General features: G+C 48.1%; 19 protein-coding genes and 1 tRNA gene. 2 read left to right on the top strand and 18 right to left on the bottom strand.

The window, feature by feature from the left end; genetic code table 11:
* Nucleotides 1-407: 407 nt before the first annotated feature.
* Entirely contained in the window at nucleotides 408-1793 is a 1386-nt protein-coding gene (locus Undi14_RS11960) for an IgA Peptidase M64 (protein ID WP_234030569.1), read from the bottom strand.
* 222 nt (nucleotides 1794-2015) lie between these two features.
* Between Undi14_RS11960 and Undi14_RS11955 the strand changes: the two genes are divergently transcribed.
* Together Undi14_RS11955 and Undi14_RS11950 are read left to right on the top strand one after the other, a co-directional pair.
* Nucleotides 2016-2432, top strand: coding sequence for a hypothetical protein (locus Undi14_RS11955; RefSeq protein WP_234030554.1), 417 nt, complete (start codon nucleotides 2016-2018; stop codon nucleotides 2430-2432).
* A gap of 115 nt (nucleotides 2433-2547) precedes the next feature.
* Nucleotides 2548-2632: transfer RNA gene (locus tag Undi14_RS11950), tRNA-Leu, on the top strand.
* A gap of 315 nt (nucleotides 2633-2947) precedes the next feature.
* Here Undi14_RS11950 and Undi14_RS11945 read toward each other — a convergent pair.
* From Undi14_RS11945 to Undi14_RS11860, 17 genes are all read right to left on the bottom strand, one after another.
* Nucleotides 2948-3517, bottom strand: a complete 570-nt coding sequence (locus Undi14_RS11945) for a hypothetical protein (protein ID WP_200180430.1) — start codon at nucleotides 3515-3517, stop codon at nucleotides 2948-2950.
* A 9-nt stretch (nucleotides 3518-3526) separates the two neighbouring features.
* Entirely contained in the window at nucleotides 3527-5053 is a 1527-nt protein-coding gene (locus Undi14_RS11940) for a sialidase family protein (RefSeq protein ID WP_200180429.1), read from the bottom strand.
* Between the two features lie 2 nt (nucleotides 5054-5055).
* Nucleotides 5056-5739 carry a hypothetical protein gene (locus Undi14_RS11935; RefSeq protein WP_200180428.1) on the bottom strand — a complete coding sequence of 228 codons (684 nt, stop codon included), beginning with the start codon at nucleotides 5737-5739 and terminating at the stop codon, nucleotides 5056-5058.
* Nucleotides 5723-5884 (bottom strand): hypothetical protein, encoded by a 162-nt coding sequence (locus tag Undi14_RS11930; protein WP_200180427.1) that lies wholly within the window; start codon nucleotides 5882-5884, stop codon nucleotides 5723-5725. The genes Undi14_RS11935 and Undi14_RS11930 overlap by 17 nt, the downstream gene beginning before the upstream one ends.
* A 21-nt stretch (nucleotides 5885-5905) precedes the next feature.
* The gene (locus tag Undi14_RS11925; RefSeq protein ID WP_200180426.1) at nucleotides 5906-8074 is read right to left on the bottom strand and encodes a hypothetical protein; all 2169 of its coding nucleotides are present in this window, start codon (nucleotides 8072-8074) and stop codon (nucleotides 5906-5908) included.
* A gap of 8 nt (nucleotides 8075-8082) precedes the next feature.
* Nucleotides 8083-9300, bottom strand: coding sequence for a phage tail protein (locus Undi14_RS11920; protein WP_200180425.1), 1218 nt, complete (start codon nucleotides 9298-9300; stop codon nucleotides 8083-8085).
* Nucleotides 9293-10414 carry a baseplate J/gp47 family protein gene (locus Undi14_RS11915; protein ID WP_200180424.1) on the bottom strand — a complete coding sequence of 374 codons (1122 nt, stop codon included), beginning with the start codon at nucleotides 10412-10414 and terminating at the stop codon, nucleotides 9293-9295. Before Undi14_RS11915 ends, Undi14_RS11920 begins: the two co-directional genes overlap by 8 nt.
* Nucleotides 10411-10770, bottom strand: a complete 360-nt coding sequence (locus Undi14_RS11910; protein WP_200180422.1) for a GPW/gp25 family protein — start codon at nucleotides 10768-10770, stop codon at nucleotides 10411-10413. Before Undi14_RS11910 ends, Undi14_RS11915 begins: the two co-directional genes overlap by 4 nt.
* Nucleotides 10771-10827: 57 nt before the next feature.
* Entirely contained in the window at nucleotides 10828-11091 is a 264-nt protein-coding gene (locus Undi14_RS11905; protein WP_200180420.1) for a PAAR domain-containing protein, read from the bottom strand.
* A 2-nt stretch (nucleotides 11092-11093) separates the two neighbouring features.
* Nucleotides 11094-11516, bottom strand: a complete 423-nt coding sequence (locus Undi14_RS11900) for a phage baseplate assembly protein V (protein WP_200180418.1) — start codon at nucleotides 11514-11516, stop codon at nucleotides 11094-11096.
* A gap of 42 nt (nucleotides 11517-11558) precedes the next feature.
* Nucleotides 11559-12587 (bottom strand): phage late control D family protein, encoded by a 1029-nt coding sequence (locus Undi14_RS11895; protein ID WP_200180416.1) that lies wholly within the window; start codon nucleotides 12585-12587, stop codon nucleotides 11559-11561.
* Nucleotides 12575-12790, bottom strand: coding sequence for a tail protein X (locus Undi14_RS18530; RefSeq protein ID WP_370589946.1), 216 nt, complete (start codon nucleotides 12788-12790; stop codon nucleotides 12575-12577). The genes Undi14_RS11895 and Undi14_RS18530 overlap by 13 nt, the downstream gene beginning before the upstream one ends.
* Nucleotides 12791-12792: 2 nt before the next feature.
* Nucleotides 12793-13320, bottom strand: a complete 528-nt coding sequence (locus Undi14_RS11885) for a phage tail protein (protein ID WP_200180410.1) — start codon at nucleotides 13318-13320, stop codon at nucleotides 12793-12795.
* A complete protein-coding gene (locus tag Undi14_RS11880; RefSeq protein WP_200180409.1) occupies nucleotides 13320-16058 on the bottom strand; it encodes a phage tail tape measure protein in 2739 nt (912 codons plus the stop codon). Before Undi14_RS11880 ends, Undi14_RS11885 begins: the two co-directional genes overlap by 1 nt.
* A 16-nt stretch (nucleotides 16059-16074) precedes the next feature.
* Nucleotides 16075-16305, bottom strand: coding sequence for a hypothetical protein (locus Undi14_RS11875; protein WP_200180408.1), 231 nt, complete (start codon nucleotides 16303-16305; stop codon nucleotides 16075-16077).
* Between the two features lie 81 nt (nucleotides 16306-16386).
* Complete coding sequence (locus tag Undi14_RS11865) at nucleotides 16387-16686, bottom strand: phage tail assembly protein (protein ID WP_234030553.1); 300 nt, start codon at nucleotides 16684-16686, stop codon at nucleotides 16387-16389.
* 140 nt (nucleotides 16687-16826) lie between these two features.
* Entirely contained in the window at nucleotides 16827-17348 is a 522-nt protein-coding gene (locus Undi14_RS11860; RefSeq protein ID WP_200180405.1) for a phage major tail tube protein, read from the bottom strand.
* Between the last annotated feature and the right edge of the window lie 8 nt (nucleotides 17349-17356).

Raw genomic sequence — 17356 nt, 5'->3', positions numbered from 1 at the left:
TCTTACTGACCAGCGGTCACTATGCCGGGTAAAGAAAAAGGAGCCCGCAGGCTCCTTTGTTTGATCTTGAGTGTCACTTCCAGGGGGCTGTCACTCTTCGTTTTATTCCACAGTGTCGCCTCCGTTAAGTCCGTATCAGATCGGAGGTGTTTTCTGAAGCGGTGATGTATTAATCGAACATAAAAACACAACTTCACTTTTCTTATTTGTGGATAAATTTGTTGTAGTTGTGTAATGTGAGTAATAAAAGAAGGCAGTTTTTTAGGTTTTCGTTTCAAAAAAAGAAAAAGCAGTTCTATATTTCAGAGAGAACTGCTTTTTTAATTGATGATAATTCAGAATTATCAGGGGCAGTCATTCCTATTTAATACGGTAGCCTTTTCATTAACTTGCTTTTGACGGCAGACTTAATTTTTCACTCCTGATTGACTATACAAATCAATAATGACGTTGATCGCGTCGTTGCATACGTCACAGAAAGAGTCACTACGATCGAACATAATGCATTGCATTTGCGGTCGGTAATATCCAGTCGCTTCATAATTCGCCCCTTCGTAAGCGCCAACATCGTTTTTATGCGACGCGTTAGAAAACAATTGGCGATTAAATTGCAGATCCTTCTTAAACAAAGCACTCATTTCGGATTCAGGTCGATTTTGTGCGCGTAGTTGTATTCGCGTTTGCTGGTATTCTTTTGCATGCTGATCAAACACAGTTTTAGGCCATGGAGTTGGTAATGGCGTCCCCGGTCTTACCTTGTGTTTCCACTTCAGATTTGCCGGGTCACGCATAGCCGTTGCATTTGGTTCCCACGGTTCTGGCAATACCTCACTGCTCTGGTAAGCGACAGGCGATGTGTAGTATTCATCGGCGAGGCCGGCAAAATGATGGCCGAATTCATGCACAAACAGATATTCAGCCCAATCATTTTTTGCTGCCGCTGTACTGAATTGGCCAAAAATACCTCCGCCTCCATAAGTCTCATTATTAACGAGAATTTCAATGAACTCGTACGGAGCATTTTGGGCGATGTCTCTCAACGCACGGTTATCTGTCGTAAGAATATAGCGTTCACTGCCAAAGATATCGTAACGTGTACCGAGTGCAGATGCATGATGTACTCCGGTCGAAGGGCGTGAAACTCCTGATTCGCTTGTTGGAACGGCGATTGCCCATACGTTAAAGTTTTTGGCACGTTCTTTAAATGGTGAAACCTTAAAAAGATGCGCCGATAAACGACGTGCATCCGCGATAAATTTCTTCATTTCCGGGGCACTGTAACCATCCCCAAGAATTAATAAATCCACCTTTTCCGGCGACGGACCATTGATGACTATTGGCACGGGTTTGACAATGGCTCGTGGTTGTTTGCGGATGACATCCTGTGCGTCCGTATCGATGTCAACGCTCCATACAGGCACAAATACATTGTTCTCATCTCGTTTCTGTATGGTGACGCGGACAGGCTTGTCTGGCTTGGGAAATCGCACCGACTCTTCAAAGCCACGATTTAATTTGCTTGCTTCATCTGTACTTTTCCATTCACCAAAAATCGTTGAAAATCCCCTCGAATAAATGATCTCACCCGTTTTCAGGTCGCTTACTTCCACCTTATTAACTCCGCGGTTAGATGTATCAATATTTTGTTGCAGATTGCCAGGCCAAGGCAGTGGTTCTATCAAGACGCGGCTTAAAGCATACTGTTCAGTTTTAGCGTTGCCAGTATGCATATAGTCCACCCGCACAGTTGCAGGCGTCGCTGCCAGACATATGTGAGAAAAACTCAGCAACATAGCAATGACGCCATGCTTTAAAAAAGAACTCATTTACTCTCCCGTGATGTTAAAAAATTTGACCACCAGTTTTAATCAAGATTCATATCAGCAAAAACAGACTTGATTGTAAATTGTTCTTGCATTTCGTATAAATGGAAAATTTGATCTCAGGCGTAATCCAAGGTTATTCCGGGATTTTCCCGATTATCGGTATGCCTAGTTTCTCGCTTCGCATTTACAATGACGAATGAGATTGCAGAACACGCAATCAGTTTATTTTTTAAGGTAACAATGAATAAATCTGAAGCCATATTGATCGCTAACGAGTCTTTACGTGCAAACATACTTAATGAGATGAATACACAGTTTTCTAATGTTGTTCGTTACGCGGGCGACGAAGGCTGGTGGCTGAATATTCCTCTGACTCACTTCCGCAAAGAAATTCATTTTCTTGTTTGTAGCGATAAAGCGAGAATCATTCGTCACTTAACGATTAAGGCGAATAACATCCTGAGCCCCGCGACCAAGTTTCGTATTAAAGATGGCGTTGCTGATATCTTTATCTCTGCGGCGAATCCCAAGCGATTGGTTGATGCGTTACAAGGCGGGACAAAATACAGCTTTAACAAGCATCTTGTTGATGAGTATAGATATTAATCGAGCGCGATTCAGTTCGCGGTAATGAGATTTATTCTTGCAGATGAGAACAAGCCTGATTGGTCGTGCGTATTGCAAGTTTTGCCTATTAATGTCATAATCCCATTCATGCGTTGCCGAGATGGCGGAATAGGTAGACGCACGGGACTCAAAATCCCGCGCCGCAAGGCGTGCCGGTTCGATTCCGGCTCTCGGCACCAAGAGATTGTTTAAAGCAGTACAAAGTAGTCTAATAACCCGTGTTACTCACTATGAGAACGCGGGTTTTTTGTGTTATGCTGTCTTGGGGGTGTTCATTGCCATCCGAGGTTTTTGCATCCATACTTTTATTTATGGATGCAAACCTCAAAATGACTTGGATGCAAAATGCCAATGAGGCGGCGCGAGATAAATTCGGCCGGGATAGTGAGATAAATAGGTTTTGCGGATTTTACGCTGCTGGAAACTTATTTACACCTAGCGAAATAATAAGGGGCTGAACAAGCCCCTTATCTTTTAGTGCTTCAAACTGATCGTCAGGCCTCGACTACATAGACTTGGGCACCGGCGAATGTCATCTGATGCTCAGCTTGCAGGCTTTCATTTACCGTTTCCTGTGTGACTGACCATATTCCGGATTCCCGCATTGGTGCAACGATCTTAATATGTCCGCCTTGCATCACGGCCAGCAATACCTTTTCTCTCCCGTCCCTTGATCGCAGGGGCATTCTGAAGCTATCTGACGTTGGTATCACACCGCCGTTGCTATCACGAAGCTCTGCATTAAAAGTCAGCACCGTCCCGACTGTGCAGGTAACGTCATTCACGCCATCGATAATCACCTGGTTGGCATGGTCTGCATCAGCAGTAATTGCTGTGATCGCCAGTAATGGACGTACCGTAGGCACAACCTCGTTGACTGCTGCCGGCATTGGTTCGCTGCACACCTTCCATCCGGCCAACGTCATTCGTACATATTCTCCGTCCTGGACAGTTTCGGGTATCGGGCTGGCCGTCCAACCAGAAGCAACAGTTGCATCGTCCTCTACGACTTGGGTATGGCCAGTCCAGTAACCGGCTCGGCCTATTTGATAAAGAGTGATCATTGTGTGTCCTTATTTAAGACGGCATACGAGGCCGGGAAGATAAGGGAGCTGCAGGTAGTTGCTGTAGTCATTGGCGAAGACGTAACTATTGACCTGTAACTTGTTCGTTGTCCCCGGAAAAAAATTCACTGTTTTATAGGAGCCAGTATTTGCGTTATACCAATTGATATGCGCCGTGGTATACGAAAGAAATCGGGTGACATCAGAAGAATAGGCGAGACCACCTACAAAATTGTCGGCGCAGCGCGTTGTACGGACTACCAGCGCACCGCCACCTGATGGGTAAACAAAATGCCGATCACCCGACGGAATGCGATCAACAACGATCGCCTCTGACAAGGCAATGTTAGCAAAGCCGTAGAATGATCCAATCTTTATCGATCCCGCATTCATGCCACCGACTGAACTTTTTAAACCTGTGGTTAAATCAAAACGTTGGCCTGTCACTGGGTTTGACAGCGTGTTTGTCAGCAAGCGAATACCGGTATTATCGAGACCAACATGCACTATTTGCGGTGTTCCTGACCATCCAGCAGGCAATTTATAGGTTGTACCTCCCCGATTGAGATAATAGTTACCACTTGCCGAGGTCAGGTACTGCCGCCCAGATGAAACGGAGGTTATTGACATGCCGACATAGTTTGCCGAGTAAGGTATCTCAGAAGTGATCAGTCCTGAAAATGCCGTACCATTGAAGTTGAGCTTTTTCATCGTCCATGAACCGGCAGCGTAAGCAGCGAAGTGCAACTCGCTGTTACCAGCGGAAATTACCCGCCCACCCAACAGGCGGCAATTTGAATCGCTAGTGCCATCGCTGTTAACAGTAAAACTGTAAGCCATATTAGTGGCCGTATTGAATGCAACGATGTAGCTTGAAAACGGAGGAGCCTCGCCAATATAAAAGCTGAAATAATAATATCCGGCACCGCTACTACTCATTTCAGCGTCAGCCGATACAGATAAAAGGCTCACACCTCCAGCAGTAACGTTGACCAGTTGTTTTGGTGTGCTCCAGGTTTGCCCCAGATCATTAGAAAATACGACGGAATAGTGAGTCCCTCCGCTTTCGTAACTGCGTATCACCAACAGCAAGCGATTGCCGCCAAACCATTCCAGATGTTCAACCGTAAAGAAGCTGCTAGCGACAGGCATTGCCCCTAAGTCATAAGGTGCCCAATTCGCTCCTGCATCCGTTGAGCGCCATAAGCGCAGACCAGAAATCGACGATGCACCGTTTTGACTTGGCATGAATACAAAGGTATCACCGACAGCGACTTGCTTGCCGACATACATCTGTTTCACACCATCACGCATGGTTAAGACCGTTTCGGTCACAGTTGGCGTACTGTCGAAAAATCGTGCATCTCCAATAATGGAAACAGCATCAGGATGCTGTACACGAGATATTAAAGAGCCATCAAGGTGGCTCCAACCCTGTTGCAAAATTGCAGGATCAACCGCGAAGCTAGGCAATACACAGCCTGCGGGCGGTTTTGACTCACGCGCTACAGCATAAGTAATAGCATCAAACGTCATGATTACACCTCTGTTGCGGTCATGCCTGTCAGGCGGCCGCTCGTATAGTTATAGGTTTCGGTTCGCGTTACGCCAGCATAAGTAATCACGACACTGGCCACCGTTCCGTCCAGGTTGTAGCTGATGGTCGTTGTACGCTGACTGCCGGCGACGGTCTCAGTGATGGTCTGAGCACGTCCCTGAGCGTCATACAACATTCCGATAGAGGCAGGCTTGGACACATTTTGCAAAAAATCACTTTGCAGATTCGCTTTCCATGCCTGTATTTCTGCTTCCCATGCGTGTAAATCAGCCCATGTAGCACTTTTCCAGACATCAAAGCTGGCCAACGTAGCGGCTTTCCAATCGGCGATATGCGTTTCCGCATCGCCCTGGTAGCTGGCAATGGCATTTTGCAGTGTCGTAATGGCGGCGATCGCTGCCTGACGCTTGTTCTCGATCTCAAGTAATTTGCTCGCCGCACTGTCGAGGTTCTGGTTCATCTGATCAAAAGCGGGGGCCAATACTTCATTCATGCGTACCAAGCCAAAATCAGTCACCGTCCGCACAACTTCTTCCCACGTGACGCGTAACTCTTCGATCGAAGCTAACCGCAAGTCAAGATCTTGCCAGATGGGGTTGAAATAACGCTCGGACAGCAGCGTCAATCCATCCCTCATACGGTATTTATCAAACCGGTTTGGCATCGCTTACCCTATCCAAAACCGTTTTTAATATGTCGCCACGCAATATAACGTCGTGCCCTGGATACATCACTTGACCAAACAGCTCAATGCGTTCCTTCAACTGCACCTGATACTGCAGATCATTTTCAATTTTTTTCAAGTCCATTACAAAGCTCCCTATCAATAATTAGCTGGCGATATCGGTACGCTCAACAACGACAAACGGTGCTGAAGCGGCATTGCGGCCACCGACCAGTTTTATCTGGTAATTTGTCACGCCTGCTGGTGTGAACGTGTAGATAAAGCGTTTTGCCTGGCCATCTGGTTCATCTTTCACCACGGTGGTTACTGGCGTGAGTGATGAGCCGCCAGATTTCAGTGTGCAGGCGAGTGTGTGATTGGCCTGATCCCACTGAGCAACAACAACTTGCACCTGGACATTGTTCGTCGCTGTTGCCAGGTTGCGTAACTTAGACCAGTGAGTAAATCCTATTCCGGCACGACTGGCGGTTAATGCGTTATTTGACAATTGGAATGCCGGAGCCAGATCACTGGTACCGACCATCACCGCACGCAGCGGGACAATGTCCGGGCCATTTGCCAAACGGTTGATAGGATCGCCCAGCTTGTACCATTTACCACCGACCTGAATCTCATACGTCAGCTCGCAACCTTTCGGTACAACCTGAGGAGCAGAAATAGAAAGGTCAGAAATGCCGCCAGCCAATGAAATAGGGTTCAGCATCACCTCAACACGTGGTTGCTGGAACTGGGCTGCATACAGTGTGAACATCAAGTCTTTTGTAAGGTCGCCGCTGAAGTAGTCGCCATCTGTTCCAAAAAACAATGTGCCCTGAGTGTAGTTATTGCCCGACACGGTGGCCACACGATGATCGCCTTGCGTAATGATGACGATAGCGTAGCGTTTGCCAGCTTCCAGCATTACTGGCGGCACAGCAATCCCAGTTTCTGTCGGATATTTTTTAAGATCGCCACGTGCAACACTGACTTTAGTTACCGTCTTTCCGAGAACGGGCTTGCCACCGTCCGTTTCAGTGACCGCCACCACAACATCCCCGGATGCCCCCACCTGCGTAAATTGAAGACCAATTTTCGTCAGCCACATTGCATTAGAAACGAGGAGTGTCTGACCGATGATAGCTCCGTTATAGCTGGTTGTGACGGTATCAAGCTGATATGTGGTTTCTGTGTGGCTGGTGTAATAGCCATAGTAGCCAGACCAGCCGTAACCGGAACCATAGTAATTCCAGTACCAGCTGTTATACCAGCCACCGTAATAGTTGTAGTTATAGCCGTAATGGTAGTCCCAGACCGTGGTCGTATATTCACGGAGTACCTGGCTTTGCACTTGGTACTGACTGATTGAAATGTCGCCAGAATAGCCAGTGGTCTGAATCCGTGCTTTTGATTCATAGGCAGGCAAGATCAAGTCCGTCGCGCTGCGTGCGATCGCGACATCGTAGGGATTGAATAACGACAGCGCTGCTTGCGCCTGTGCTGACAACGGAAAGATCAGACCGTTCTTAATTTGGGAGCTATAACCGACACCTTGATCATCAGTCTTAGTGATGTCTCCGAAATAGTCAGCCTCGTAACTTGCATACGCGCTCGGCAAGTTAAGTTTAGCTTTGACCCGGGCAATATCATTGGCCAACTCGATGACATTAGCGCGTTTCGCCAGGTCACTTGTTTTGTTTGCCAGCGCCGACAGATCAGTCGCAATTGAGGCAATGCGCGGCTCGGCCAAATTGCGCCAGGCTTCCTGTTCAAACAACCGTCCTTCGTGATCACGCACATTTGGCAAACGAGCCCGCACAATCATCTCGATGCGCTCGATACCGGTGGCCGTCAAATAAATATAGGCGATCGCCAATGTATTGGTTTGTATGACAGGCGGCTGTGGATCGACTGATTCAGAACCCGGTAGCAAGTTAATGTTGCAAGCGTTCAAGCGCTGCATCGGAACCGCTTGCGGCTGTGTCGCACCTGTCGTCAGGTCGGTAAGGAAATCGCGAGGCTCAACTTGGGTATCGGTCTCTTTTCCCCACAGAACGACTGCAACGCATTTCTTCGTCACCAGCGGCAAATATTGAAACAGATTCAGTGTTTGCACCTGTTCTGATACGTAGACTTTTCCATCGTTATAAAACCGAAGAGCATCAACCGTAATTTCAGTAGCACTGATTGGAGAAACCAGTCCACCAGTGAAGTGTAGTGCATTTGAGATTGCATCTTGCCTCAAATGTTGTAAGGCGACGGCTGAATAAGACTGGATGTTGTTCAGATCTGCACTCTGCAGCTCCTGACGGTCACGAAAGACGACTTGCTTTTCCATAGGTTCTCCTAATTGATGGTCCAAGCACCAGCGCAAAGTACGCTAGCGGTGTTTTGTTCACCGGCTGTGGCCGGGCGATTAATTGATGTATCGAGACTGATCCTGTCTGCAGCACGTGCAACGTCGCGCATTGATTCCAGACAGTCATTTAAGTTTGTTTGCGGTTGTTGAACCAGATGGCCATGTGTAAAGCGCCATACAGCTGTCGGCTGGATGTTTCCAACTATTTTGACGGCCAACTCTGCATGAAAAGGTGGCATCGATAAGCGCCCCTGATTCAAATGCAAGCCGACTGTACGGCGACCAAGAGCGACATCTGGCGAGAAAAGATATAAGCGCTGAAATAAGCGGTCTCGCGCCGTCGATACTTGCGTCTGTCCGTGCAAGACTTGTCCAGCAAACAGTCCTGTCGCATTCCCTGGCATCGCCACCTGATCGTACTGTGTCTCCAATACACTCAGCCCAGGCTGCACCACACTGCGTTGTACCGTTTCGCTACTGTCCTGATAAGTTTCAGTTAGCTGGAGAGAGTAAATACGCTTGCCAGCATCGGACTGCGCTAAATGATGTGGAAAATGGTTGCAAAACGAATGACTTCCTCCTTTCCCTTCTGCCCGTATTTCTGTCACGGTAGTGGCGACATGAGTGGAGGTAGTCGTTTCACGCTCTACAACACTCAATTCTGTTTCCTGCCCGTTAACCCAAAGATATGCACGGGGCATTACCCGAAGCAAAGCATCGCTGATCAACGGAAAGGTTCGTCCCAGAATGGCTCCGGATAACATTCCACCTTGACGTTGCCCGACAACACGGTACCGATACAAGCGCAACTGCGGATAACGACTCACAAATTCATTACGTTCAGCCACGGTCTGCGCTGGTGCTGCAAACAGTTTTGCAGGCGGCGTGATTGCGCCGATCAACTCAGCACCTGCGTCTTTCGCTGCTAAACGAAAGCCAGCTAAAGTGCCTTTCAATTGATGACGCAATAAGCTGGTTCTGATCAAAGAGCGTTGCTCGGCTGTACTTTTTGCATGTTGCCAGGCGACTGTATGACGGATATGAAACTGGTCGGCTAAATGTGGTAACACCGATGCCGGCACATTCCGCACATCCTGTGCAATGACAGTATCGACGTCCAGGTAAGTAATACGCTCAGCCAGCTTTGCCAATGCGGTCACATTTGGATCTGTTGCCAGCGAAGGTTGAATCATGAGGTTAGCCATCTGCCATCCCCGCAATCACCACGCTGATGGATGAACAATCTGCCCACTGATGAGCGCCCAGGGTTTGTAATGACGGAGATAGCAACTCGACTCTGTAAACGCCCTGAACACTCTGCAATAATTCAATGATCTGCGACGGGACAACATCGCGGCCCAAGCGGCGACGTAGCTGTCCTGTCCAGTTTTCGAGACGTTCCTGTGCTTGTCGTTGCGCATCGGCAACGGAGGATCCACTGTAAAGCGTCAAACGTGCTTCAATCTGAAAAACGACTGGTGTCGCTGCAATCACAACAACCTCATCTGTCGCTGGACGGATGTCTTCTCGATTTAATTGCGTCCGCAAAATATCTAACAAAGCACTGTCTGGTGCCCCAGCATCTGTCATCGCGGACACGCGAACCGCACCCGGACGATCAGAGCTGATACCAACATCTAGCAGATCTGAATGCGCCGATAGAGCGTGATAGCGATATGCGGCCAACGTTCCGCACGCAGGACGCTCTGCGGCCAGGCGAACTCTGTTTCTGAATCGTTCGTCATCTTCATCGACCGACCCACCATAACTGGTGCTGACGTTCTGAACCGTGGCAGCAACACCAAAGCTATCCAGTAAAACAGAAATCTGATTATTGGTCAGGCCATTTGCCCGGGTGCCAGTACTCAGTGCAGATGCCCAGACCTCAACATTCATTGCGCCGGCAACTGCAGTGACGTCGGTCATTGTGGCAAATGTAAATGCGGCTCCGGCATCCTGTGCCCGCGTACCAGCCGGAATCACAATCTTGTCGATTAATGGGCTCGCAAAATTAAAGCGGAGCAATGTACGGGGCTTACCACCAGCCAGACGACGACAGCCAAGGTATTCGCCGAGGTAATCCAGATAAGGCGCTCGGGCAAAAGACACCAGATTCTGCTTGCCTGCATCCTGAATCGCTTCGCGGGTCATGCTTTCACGATAAGCGGTCAAGTTAATCAGTAACCGCTCTATTTGAGCAGGGTACAAAGTGCGACCGGTGACTGTCTCGAACTGTGCGATCATTTCCTCAATTACTTGTTGCGGATCGCGGATAACAAATTCAGGATCGGCCAGTCCGGTTAAAGGTAGCAAACTCATATCGTGACCTCAGTCTGATTTTTCTGGCCAGCAATTTCCCAGACAATATGTAGAATGATCTGACCAGGTTCAGATCCTGACCGAGGCGAAATACTGATCAAATTGATGCGTGGTTCAAACGTTTCAATAGCGTCCCATGCTTCACGCACAATATGTGGTGTAGTCTTAGAAATGGGAGCGTCTATATAACGCCATAGATCGCATGCGAACTCTGGCCGGAGCGGATCAGATCCTTTAGGCGTCGTCAGAATGACTTGAATGCATTGGGAGATGTCGTCAGCATCTGTAACAACATCACCTGGTCGATTAAGCGCCAGTTGCCAATGGGAAGCAGAGATTTGAGTGAGTGGAGTCATGGCACCATCGTGCCAAGAATTCCGGAGAAGCGATATTAAAGCAGTTGAAGAATTGCTTTAGCCTGCGAATACATTATTAGAGCCGGTAGCTGCATGACCACAACTGGCTCGATCACCTTGTCGGCAAATCTGAATATCGTGGGCAAATACAGTAGTGGAATGAGACACCATCACCGCAGCAATGTGAATCCCTGGCCCGTGTCCTAAAACAACGGCACCTTTAACGGCGATCGGTACTCCGTTAACGAACACCTTGGGCGCGAGCACGCCAACGATAATACCTCCGGCCGTGTCTTTGATAATGCGGGATACGCCAGACATAATCAGTTCAAGTCTATTCGTGCTGCTGTTAAACTAAGATTACCAGTGGCGTTGATCTCAATATCACCGACGCACTGGATCTTCAGTTTATGCTCGGCGCGATCATACTCAATGGTGGTTCCATCGTTAAAACGTACATGGCGTTTGTCTTTATTGCTGACCGGTGGCAAATCCGCCTCTGAATACACAGCACATAAAATGACGCCACTTTCCGCATTCGTATCCATCAAACAAGCAACATGCTCTCCAACGTCAAGCATCCAGTAGCTCTTATCTTTAAGTGATTTTTGAACGGCGATTGGCAGAAACATACTTTCTAAACCGTCCAAATCATCGAATCTGACGCGCGCTTTGACACCACTCTCGTCAATCGCTGAAACCACCCCAAATTTAAAACTTGCCTGTTGCTGCTGAAGTTCATTCATTTCAATACCACTTTCCCATTTTCGACGTTGGCTAAGTTCAGCTTATTTTTTGTTGTTGCCGGCAGCAATCGCTGTTCTCCTTAACTCCAGTTCTGTCGTGTAACCGCTGCTGCTTTCCTGGCTATGATGTGATTTTGAAATCTGATAACGTCCACTCAAATTCCCGAAGCCTTCCAGCTCGACATTGATTCCAGCAACCAATTTTGGATTTCCCCAGAGACTTAAAGTAGCGGTCGTCGCCTCATCATTTGCTCTGTTGATTGCTGCTTTGGCTTTACTCTTTGCCTGTTCGGGTGATTCCGCCCGCGTATTTAACTTGAGACTGTCTGCAGAAGGCTTGGCAACGACCTTCTTGTCAGATGCCACCTCGTATGTCACGACGGCTTTCTTTTGAGGGTCGTGATAGCTGACCTTAGCGCTTGAGGGCGTTCCTTTCACTTTATCCCGAAATGTATAGCGCGTCAGATCATTAATGCCAATCACTAACACGCCAGGCAACGCTCGCAGCTCTTCCAAAGAGTAAAAAATCAGTTGATCATCACGCACGTTGAATGCGTAGCCGTATTCCTGCGCCAGACGTTTGAGGAACTTCATGTCCTCTTCATGCATTTGCGTCACCCGCTTGATAGGAATCGCTTCAATATTGCCAACCACTTTAAGTTTCTGCCGTTCTGCCACGGTCTTGACGATACCGGCCAGGGTGGTGTCTTCATACGCCTTTCCCTGATTCGTGCGTAACTCTTTCATTACACTGGCAGCTAAAGCCCGGATCCTTACCGTCGATGGAGGACCTTCAATTTCAATCTCGTCAATTTCAAAGTCACCACAATCCACCAGAGCCTGACCTTGGTAGCCCATGCGTAAATTGAGCCTATCTCCCATGACGGGATACCATGCCTGCCACCAGCGACCATCGCTATCTTCAAGTGAAAGCTCCAGGCTATCTGACTCTTCTCCGTCGAGGTTATCGGTATAGCTGACCGAGAGTTTAAATGGCGTCAGATCTGCCGTTATGTCTCGCTGGTTATAGGTCAGAATAAAGACCGGAACTGCAACCCCTAACGTTTCCATGGTGGTACATCCTCTGGCAATAGTCGATCTTCCTCCTCCAGAACCGGTACACGTAATGGCAGTCCCCCCACCAAAACGGGCTGCAGACGCAAGTGTTCATTTGCCTCGGACAGCGCACTTATCCTGGTTGAGTCACCGTAATACATGTGCGCAATTTGATCCCAACGTTCGCCGTCTTTTGTGATGTGTTCAATATATTCCATCATTAACCGCCTTTCGTTGGTGCGCGGCTACCATTCTTTGCAAATCCATCACGTGCATCCAGTACAGGTTTTTCAGTACTACTTTTCTTTGCTGCAGCAGTACGTTTTTTCTTCGCTGCTTTTTTTGCTTGTGCTCTTCTTGTTTCCAGAACTCGTGGTTCGACGTACTCACGTAATGTTGCCGTCGCCTCCAGCGCGATCAGAGAACCTTCTTTATCAGTTTGCTTACTTGATGCAGTTGCATTGACCAAGACAAACCACCCCTTGCAATCCCCATTGCCCAGTACAAATTGATGCGCCTCTGCGGATTGCACCATTTGCCGTAATTTGAGCAACTCTTTTTCTGGATCACAAAAACTTGAGTGGAATACCATTTGTAGCTGAAACTCATCTAGCTTATAGCCGACCCATTGGAGACGAGGTTTACGGCCAATCAAAGCATGTTCAGCATAATTTGCGCCAAACTGCAGATCCATTCCATCAAAATAGGTAATCAACTCAAACTCTGTATCACCAAGCACTGCGTACATCAGATACTCCTACGTTGTTGTTGATTCAGCATTCGTTTTATCAAACGCTCCAGTTCCTCCATTGACAAATGGAGCGCGTCAGTTACTGCGCCAGCGACATCTCCACCGCTTCCCTGGACAGTAATTTGGGGACTGAACTGAATATGAAAGCCAGAAGAGTTGCCTGCACCTCCAGCTTTAGACCCGACACTTCGCACGCTTCCAGATCCATTTGCCGCACTACTCGCATCCTGTGCCATATTTTTTGATGCACCACTGGCAAGTTTTGCTGAACGACCGATACCAATGGCAGCTCCCTCGGCAATATTGTCACCGAAACCTATGAATACACGCGAAGGCGATTTAATACCAAGAGTGCTTGCAAACCAGTTCTTTATGTCAGAACCAAAGCCAACAATGGCGCTTTTGGCGGCAGATATTTTATTGGTGATACCGCCGATCAACCCTTGGATTAGCATTCGGCCAAAACTACTAAAAGTAGTAGGCAACTGAATACCAAAGTAACGCAGGACAGCTGAAAATCCGCGATAAAACAAGCCCACCGGAGACCAGTTCAGGATTAAGCGGCCGATACCGCGTATTCCGCCTGCGAAGGCAGTGCGAATTTCCCCCCACACTGAACCAAATATTGCCCTTGCTTTGCTCCATCGAAAGAGCATGCCTATTGGAGACCAGTTAAGAATTAAACGACCAACACCAGCAATTCCCCCAGAGAATGCGGTACGGACTTCACTCCAGACGCTACCAAAGAATGCTTTTATTTTGCCCCAGTGATGCACAATCAAGCGAGCGCCACCAACAACCGGAAAAATATAGTTCAATATTGAATAACGCTTAAATACACCATCGATTCCGGACCACAGATTGGTAAAAAACTGTTTGATCGGCGCCCAGTATGTCCAGATGAGGTATGCACCAACGGCAATCCCCGTGATGATCGCACCGATTGGGTTCATCATCATGGCCCGTCCCAACCAAAGTACCGCCTGGCCAGCAGTACGAATACCACTCAGCAAGCCGCCTCCCAGCAGCCTTCCAAGCGTCATGGCACCGCGGCCCAACCAAGAAAAACCCGTTGCAAGTTTTGTCGCAGTAGATGCTCCTGCTCCGAATAACTGAAAGACCGTCGCCAGCCGCGATCCACCGCCCAACATCAAAGCGCGGAACAGGGTGTACTTTGCTGAGATAGAGGTAAAACCGGTGATCAACGTCTGTATTGGCGATTTAACGAAGAAATTCAAACCCCAGCCAAGTGCCTGGGTAGCGATCTTCATACCGACGACGGCACCAACAAAGCCGACTGTCGCTTGAATAGCGCCGGGATGGGCTTTCGCAAAATTACCTATGCCTATGATTATGGGACTTAGTTTATCAGCTACCTCCGTTAAGGTTGGCAATAGTGCATTGCCGATGGTGATGCCGACATCAGAGACCTCTGTGTTGAATCGATTCCACGCTATACTCGCCAGAGCAGCACGATTCTGGTAATCGACATCGATGGTACCCATCGCATCTTTACTACCCATTTGTTTTTTTGTGCTCTGGTATTTATCCCAGTTCTGACGCATGGCCAGCAAATGATTGATCGTCGTTGTATCCTGAAAAACTTCACCCAATCCAGAGCTTTCCATCAACTTGCGTTGGGCGCCTTCATCGCCTTTGCTGCCAGCATCTTTCCACTGTTTCGTGAAGCCTTCACCGCGCGACGCAATGAAGTTCTGTCCGATTTCTAATGACGCCTCATAACTGGAAGCCCCACCAGCCATCAGCTCTTGCATCTTCTGTTGATAGTCGATGCCTACCTTGCGATAGGCTTCTTTTGTCTCCTTGGTATTTATGTGTGACAACCAGCTACGTAAGTTTGAAACAGCTTCTTCACCCGAACCGGCGCCTTCACGGCCAACTTCCAGACTGGCGACGATCTGAGTCAACGCTTCCTGTCCCATAATTCCTTTGGACGCAAACGCTGCAGTCATATCAGGTAAAGCCTTTGCAATATCTTCAAACTTAAAGCGCCCCTGTTTGCCGCCAGAGGCTGCGCGATTAAATGCCTCTTTTAATGCCCCCTCTCCTTTAATACCAAGGGTTTCAGACAATGAGAGAGCCATGTTGGCGACATCTTTTATGTTCGCATTCGTGGCTGTGGCGACTTTACCTAACAGGTTGGAGTAGGTACCTGCCTGGTTAGCATTCATGCCTCCGGCTACCAAGGTATTAACACCAACTAAAATCGCATCATGCCCCTGACTTGTGTTTAGTGCCGACTTACGTATAGCCTCGCCTAGCTTAACCTCCTCAACTTTGGATAAATTACCGTTGATGGCAATGTCTCTTAACCCCACTTCGAAATTAGCAGCTTTTTTGATGGATCCGACTATTGGTTTTGCGAGGTCAGCCGCTTTAGAAAATGTGCCGAACATTGCACCTTTCATCTCGTTTCTCGCTGTTCGAAGGGATTCACCTTTCGCTACTTGCCCAGCTAATCGGGCCTGTTTTTCCGTCACCTGATCGATAGTATTGCCGAGCAAATAATATTGCTTTGTAAGGGCAGACAGATTTCTGGCCGGATGAGCCAAAGCTTTTGCCATCGTATTACCGAGTCGGGCTTGTCGCTTCTTGAGATCGCCAGAAACTTCCCCTAAGCGAATCAGGGTCGTTTTTGAGCTGCCTAGAGCCCCACCGGAACTGGCCAGCAACCTGACACCGATCTTGACGCTTTTATAAAACTCGCTTGCCATAAGGGATTTTCTGGTTTTAGAATGAACGGAAGAACACTGACGACATTGCCAAAAACATCGCCACGACAACGACCACTTTGCTACTTAAAGCATGGTTGGTGTGGCTTGCCGTTACACTCTCTTTATTGGACATTTCTATTGTGTTCGCACTGGCTACTTTTTTTGGCTTAGCGCTGTCGGGACCGGTGTTTGCAATCGGCGCATACTGTATTTCTGGGTTATTCAACGCGACTAATTGGCGGCTCAACCATCGCCATGTTCACGTTTGATTTGCTCACTTGCTTCCTTAACCCAGTCCCTGAACTCATCCAGCGTCAAGCCGTCGATCTCACTCGGCTGAAACCGGAACCATCTCGCCAGTAGCCCCATCTCCGACTGAAGATGCAGGGGTGATACCCACATACTCCAGAAATCGTGCTTTCACCTTCTGATAGTCGGCAGCATCCATTTCATCCAGGTCTTCGGGGATGATGTTGCACATACGGCTTACACCCAGCACTTCCAGCAGAACTTCATCGCTGCCAGCCTGCTTTCCAATGGCTTTTAAATCTTTGACTTTGAGACGACGTAACTCAAGCGACGTGACGCTGACACCCGCAGCGGTAGTGAAAGGAAATTGCAGATCCATAGTAAGCCTCATTTGAACGTTGTTAGGAATGGAGTCCTATTATCGGTTCCGACGCTTATCTGGTCAGTTAAACTGCATTAAAAGAAAACGCCCCAAGATGACTTGGGGCGTTTTTGAATATGATTGCTTTGGATATCTAACTATCCACCGATATTTTCCCTGTAGGTCGCCAGCATGTCGTCGCCATTCACTTTAAACACGTTGGCCAGGTAATCCAGCTCCAGTACTTCCTTACCCTTGATGACTTGTTTGATGTACGTCGCTGTAAATGACGAACTGAACTCAGCGTTATCATGTTGTTTGAACGTGCCAAGCGGATTTTTCTTAAACATGACCGTCAGAAACGTCACTAACGAAACCTCTTCAACCCGGCCGCCAGACGTGTATGTTTCGATGCTGGAGCGGCACTGTATCTGCATAGTTTTAAATGGGTTTGCCATCGCCGCTGCGGATTCTTCATACAATGAATTCCATTTAATCTCGCCCTCAAGCTTATCAAAACCAGAAGGGAGTTCAATTTTACCCACCATGCCGAGCGCCTTATGTTCAGCCATGATCGCAGTAATATCTGGCAGTTTTACTTCTTCAGCACGCCCCAGCATGTTATTGCCGTCGAGATAAATGTTGGCGTTAACAATGCGGTTCACTTGGATTTTTGACATAAATTACC

It is taken from the genome of Undibacterium sp. 14-3-2 (assembly GCF_016595265.1).
Taxonomy (GTDB): domain Bacteria; phylum Pseudomonadota; class Gammaproteobacteria; order Burkholderiales; family Burkholderiaceae_D; genus Undibacterium; species Undibacterium aquatile.
Note: the sequence above shows the minus strand (reverse complement) of the source record. Positions and strands in the feature narration are given on the sequence as shown.

Coding starts and splice junctions, on each gene's coding strand:
- Undi14_RS11920 (WP_200180425.1), bottom strand. CDS start 9,300: ATGGCTAACCTCATGATTCAACCTTCGCTGGCAACAGATCCAAATGTG.
- Undi14_RS11895 (WP_200180416.1), bottom strand. CDS start 12,587: ATGGAAACGTTAGGGGTTGCAGTTCCGGTCTTTATTCTGACCTATAAC.
- Undi14_RS18530 (WP_370589946.1), bottom strand. CDS start 12,790: ATGGAATATATTGAACACATCACAAAAGACGGCGAACGTTGGGATCAA.
- Undi14_RS11905 (WP_200180420.1), bottom strand. CDS start 11,091: ATGTCTGGCGTATCCCGCATTATCAAAGACACGGCCGGAGGTATTATC.
- Undi14_RS11910 (WP_200180422.1), bottom strand. CDS start 10,770: ATGACTCCACTCACTCAAATCTCTGCTTCCCATTGGCAACTGGCGCTT.
- Undi14_RS11915 (WP_200180424.1), bottom strand. CDS start 10,414: ATGAGTTTGCTACCTTTAACCGGACTGGCCGATCCTGAATTTGTTATC.
- Undi14_RS11945 (WP_200180430.1), bottom strand. CDS start 3,517: ATGATCACTCTTTATCAAATAGGCCGAGCCGGTTACTGGACTGGCCAT.
- Undi14_RS11885 (WP_200180410.1), bottom strand. CDS start 13,320: ATGTACGCAGTGCTTGGTGATACAGAGTTTGAGTTGATTACCTATTTT.
- Undi14_RS11865 (WP_234030553.1), bottom strand. CDS start 16,686: ATGGATCTGCAATTTCCTTTCACTACCGCTGCGGGTGTCAGCGTCACG.
- Undi14_RS11960 (WP_234030569.1), bottom strand. CDS start 1,793: ATGTTGCTGAGTTTTTCTCACATATGTCTGGCAGCGACGCCTGCAACT.
- Undi14_RS11930 (WP_200180427.1), bottom strand. CDS start 5,884: ATGGACTTGAAAAAAATTGAAAATGATCTGCAGTATCAGGTGCAGTTG.
- Undi14_RS11880 (WP_200180409.1), bottom strand. CDS start 16,058: ATGGCAAGCGAGTTTTATAAAAGCGTCAAGATCGGTGTCAGGTTGCTG.
- Undi14_RS11925 (WP_200180426.1), bottom strand. CDS start 8,074: ATGGAAAAGCAAGTCGTCTTTCGTGACCGTCAGGAGCTGCAGAGTGCA.
- Undi14_RS11940 (WP_200180429.1), bottom strand. CDS start 5,053: ATGACGTTTGATGCTATTACTTATGCTGTAGCGCGTGAGTCAAAACCG.
- Undi14_RS11935 (WP_200180428.1), bottom strand. CDS start 5,739: ATGCCAAACCGGTTTGATAAATACCGTATGAGGGATGGATTGACGCTG.
- Undi14_RS11955 (WP_234030554.1), top strand. CDS start 2,016: ATGACGAATGAGATTGCAGAACACGCAATCAGTTTATTTTTTAAGGTA.
- Undi14_RS11900 (WP_200180418.1), bottom strand. CDS start 11,516: ATGAATGAACTTCAGCAGCAACAGGCAAGTTTTAAATTTGGGGTGGTT.
- Undi14_RS11860 (WP_200180405.1), bottom strand. CDS start 17,348: ATGTCAAAAATCCAAGTGAACCGCATTGTTAACGCCAACATTTATCTC.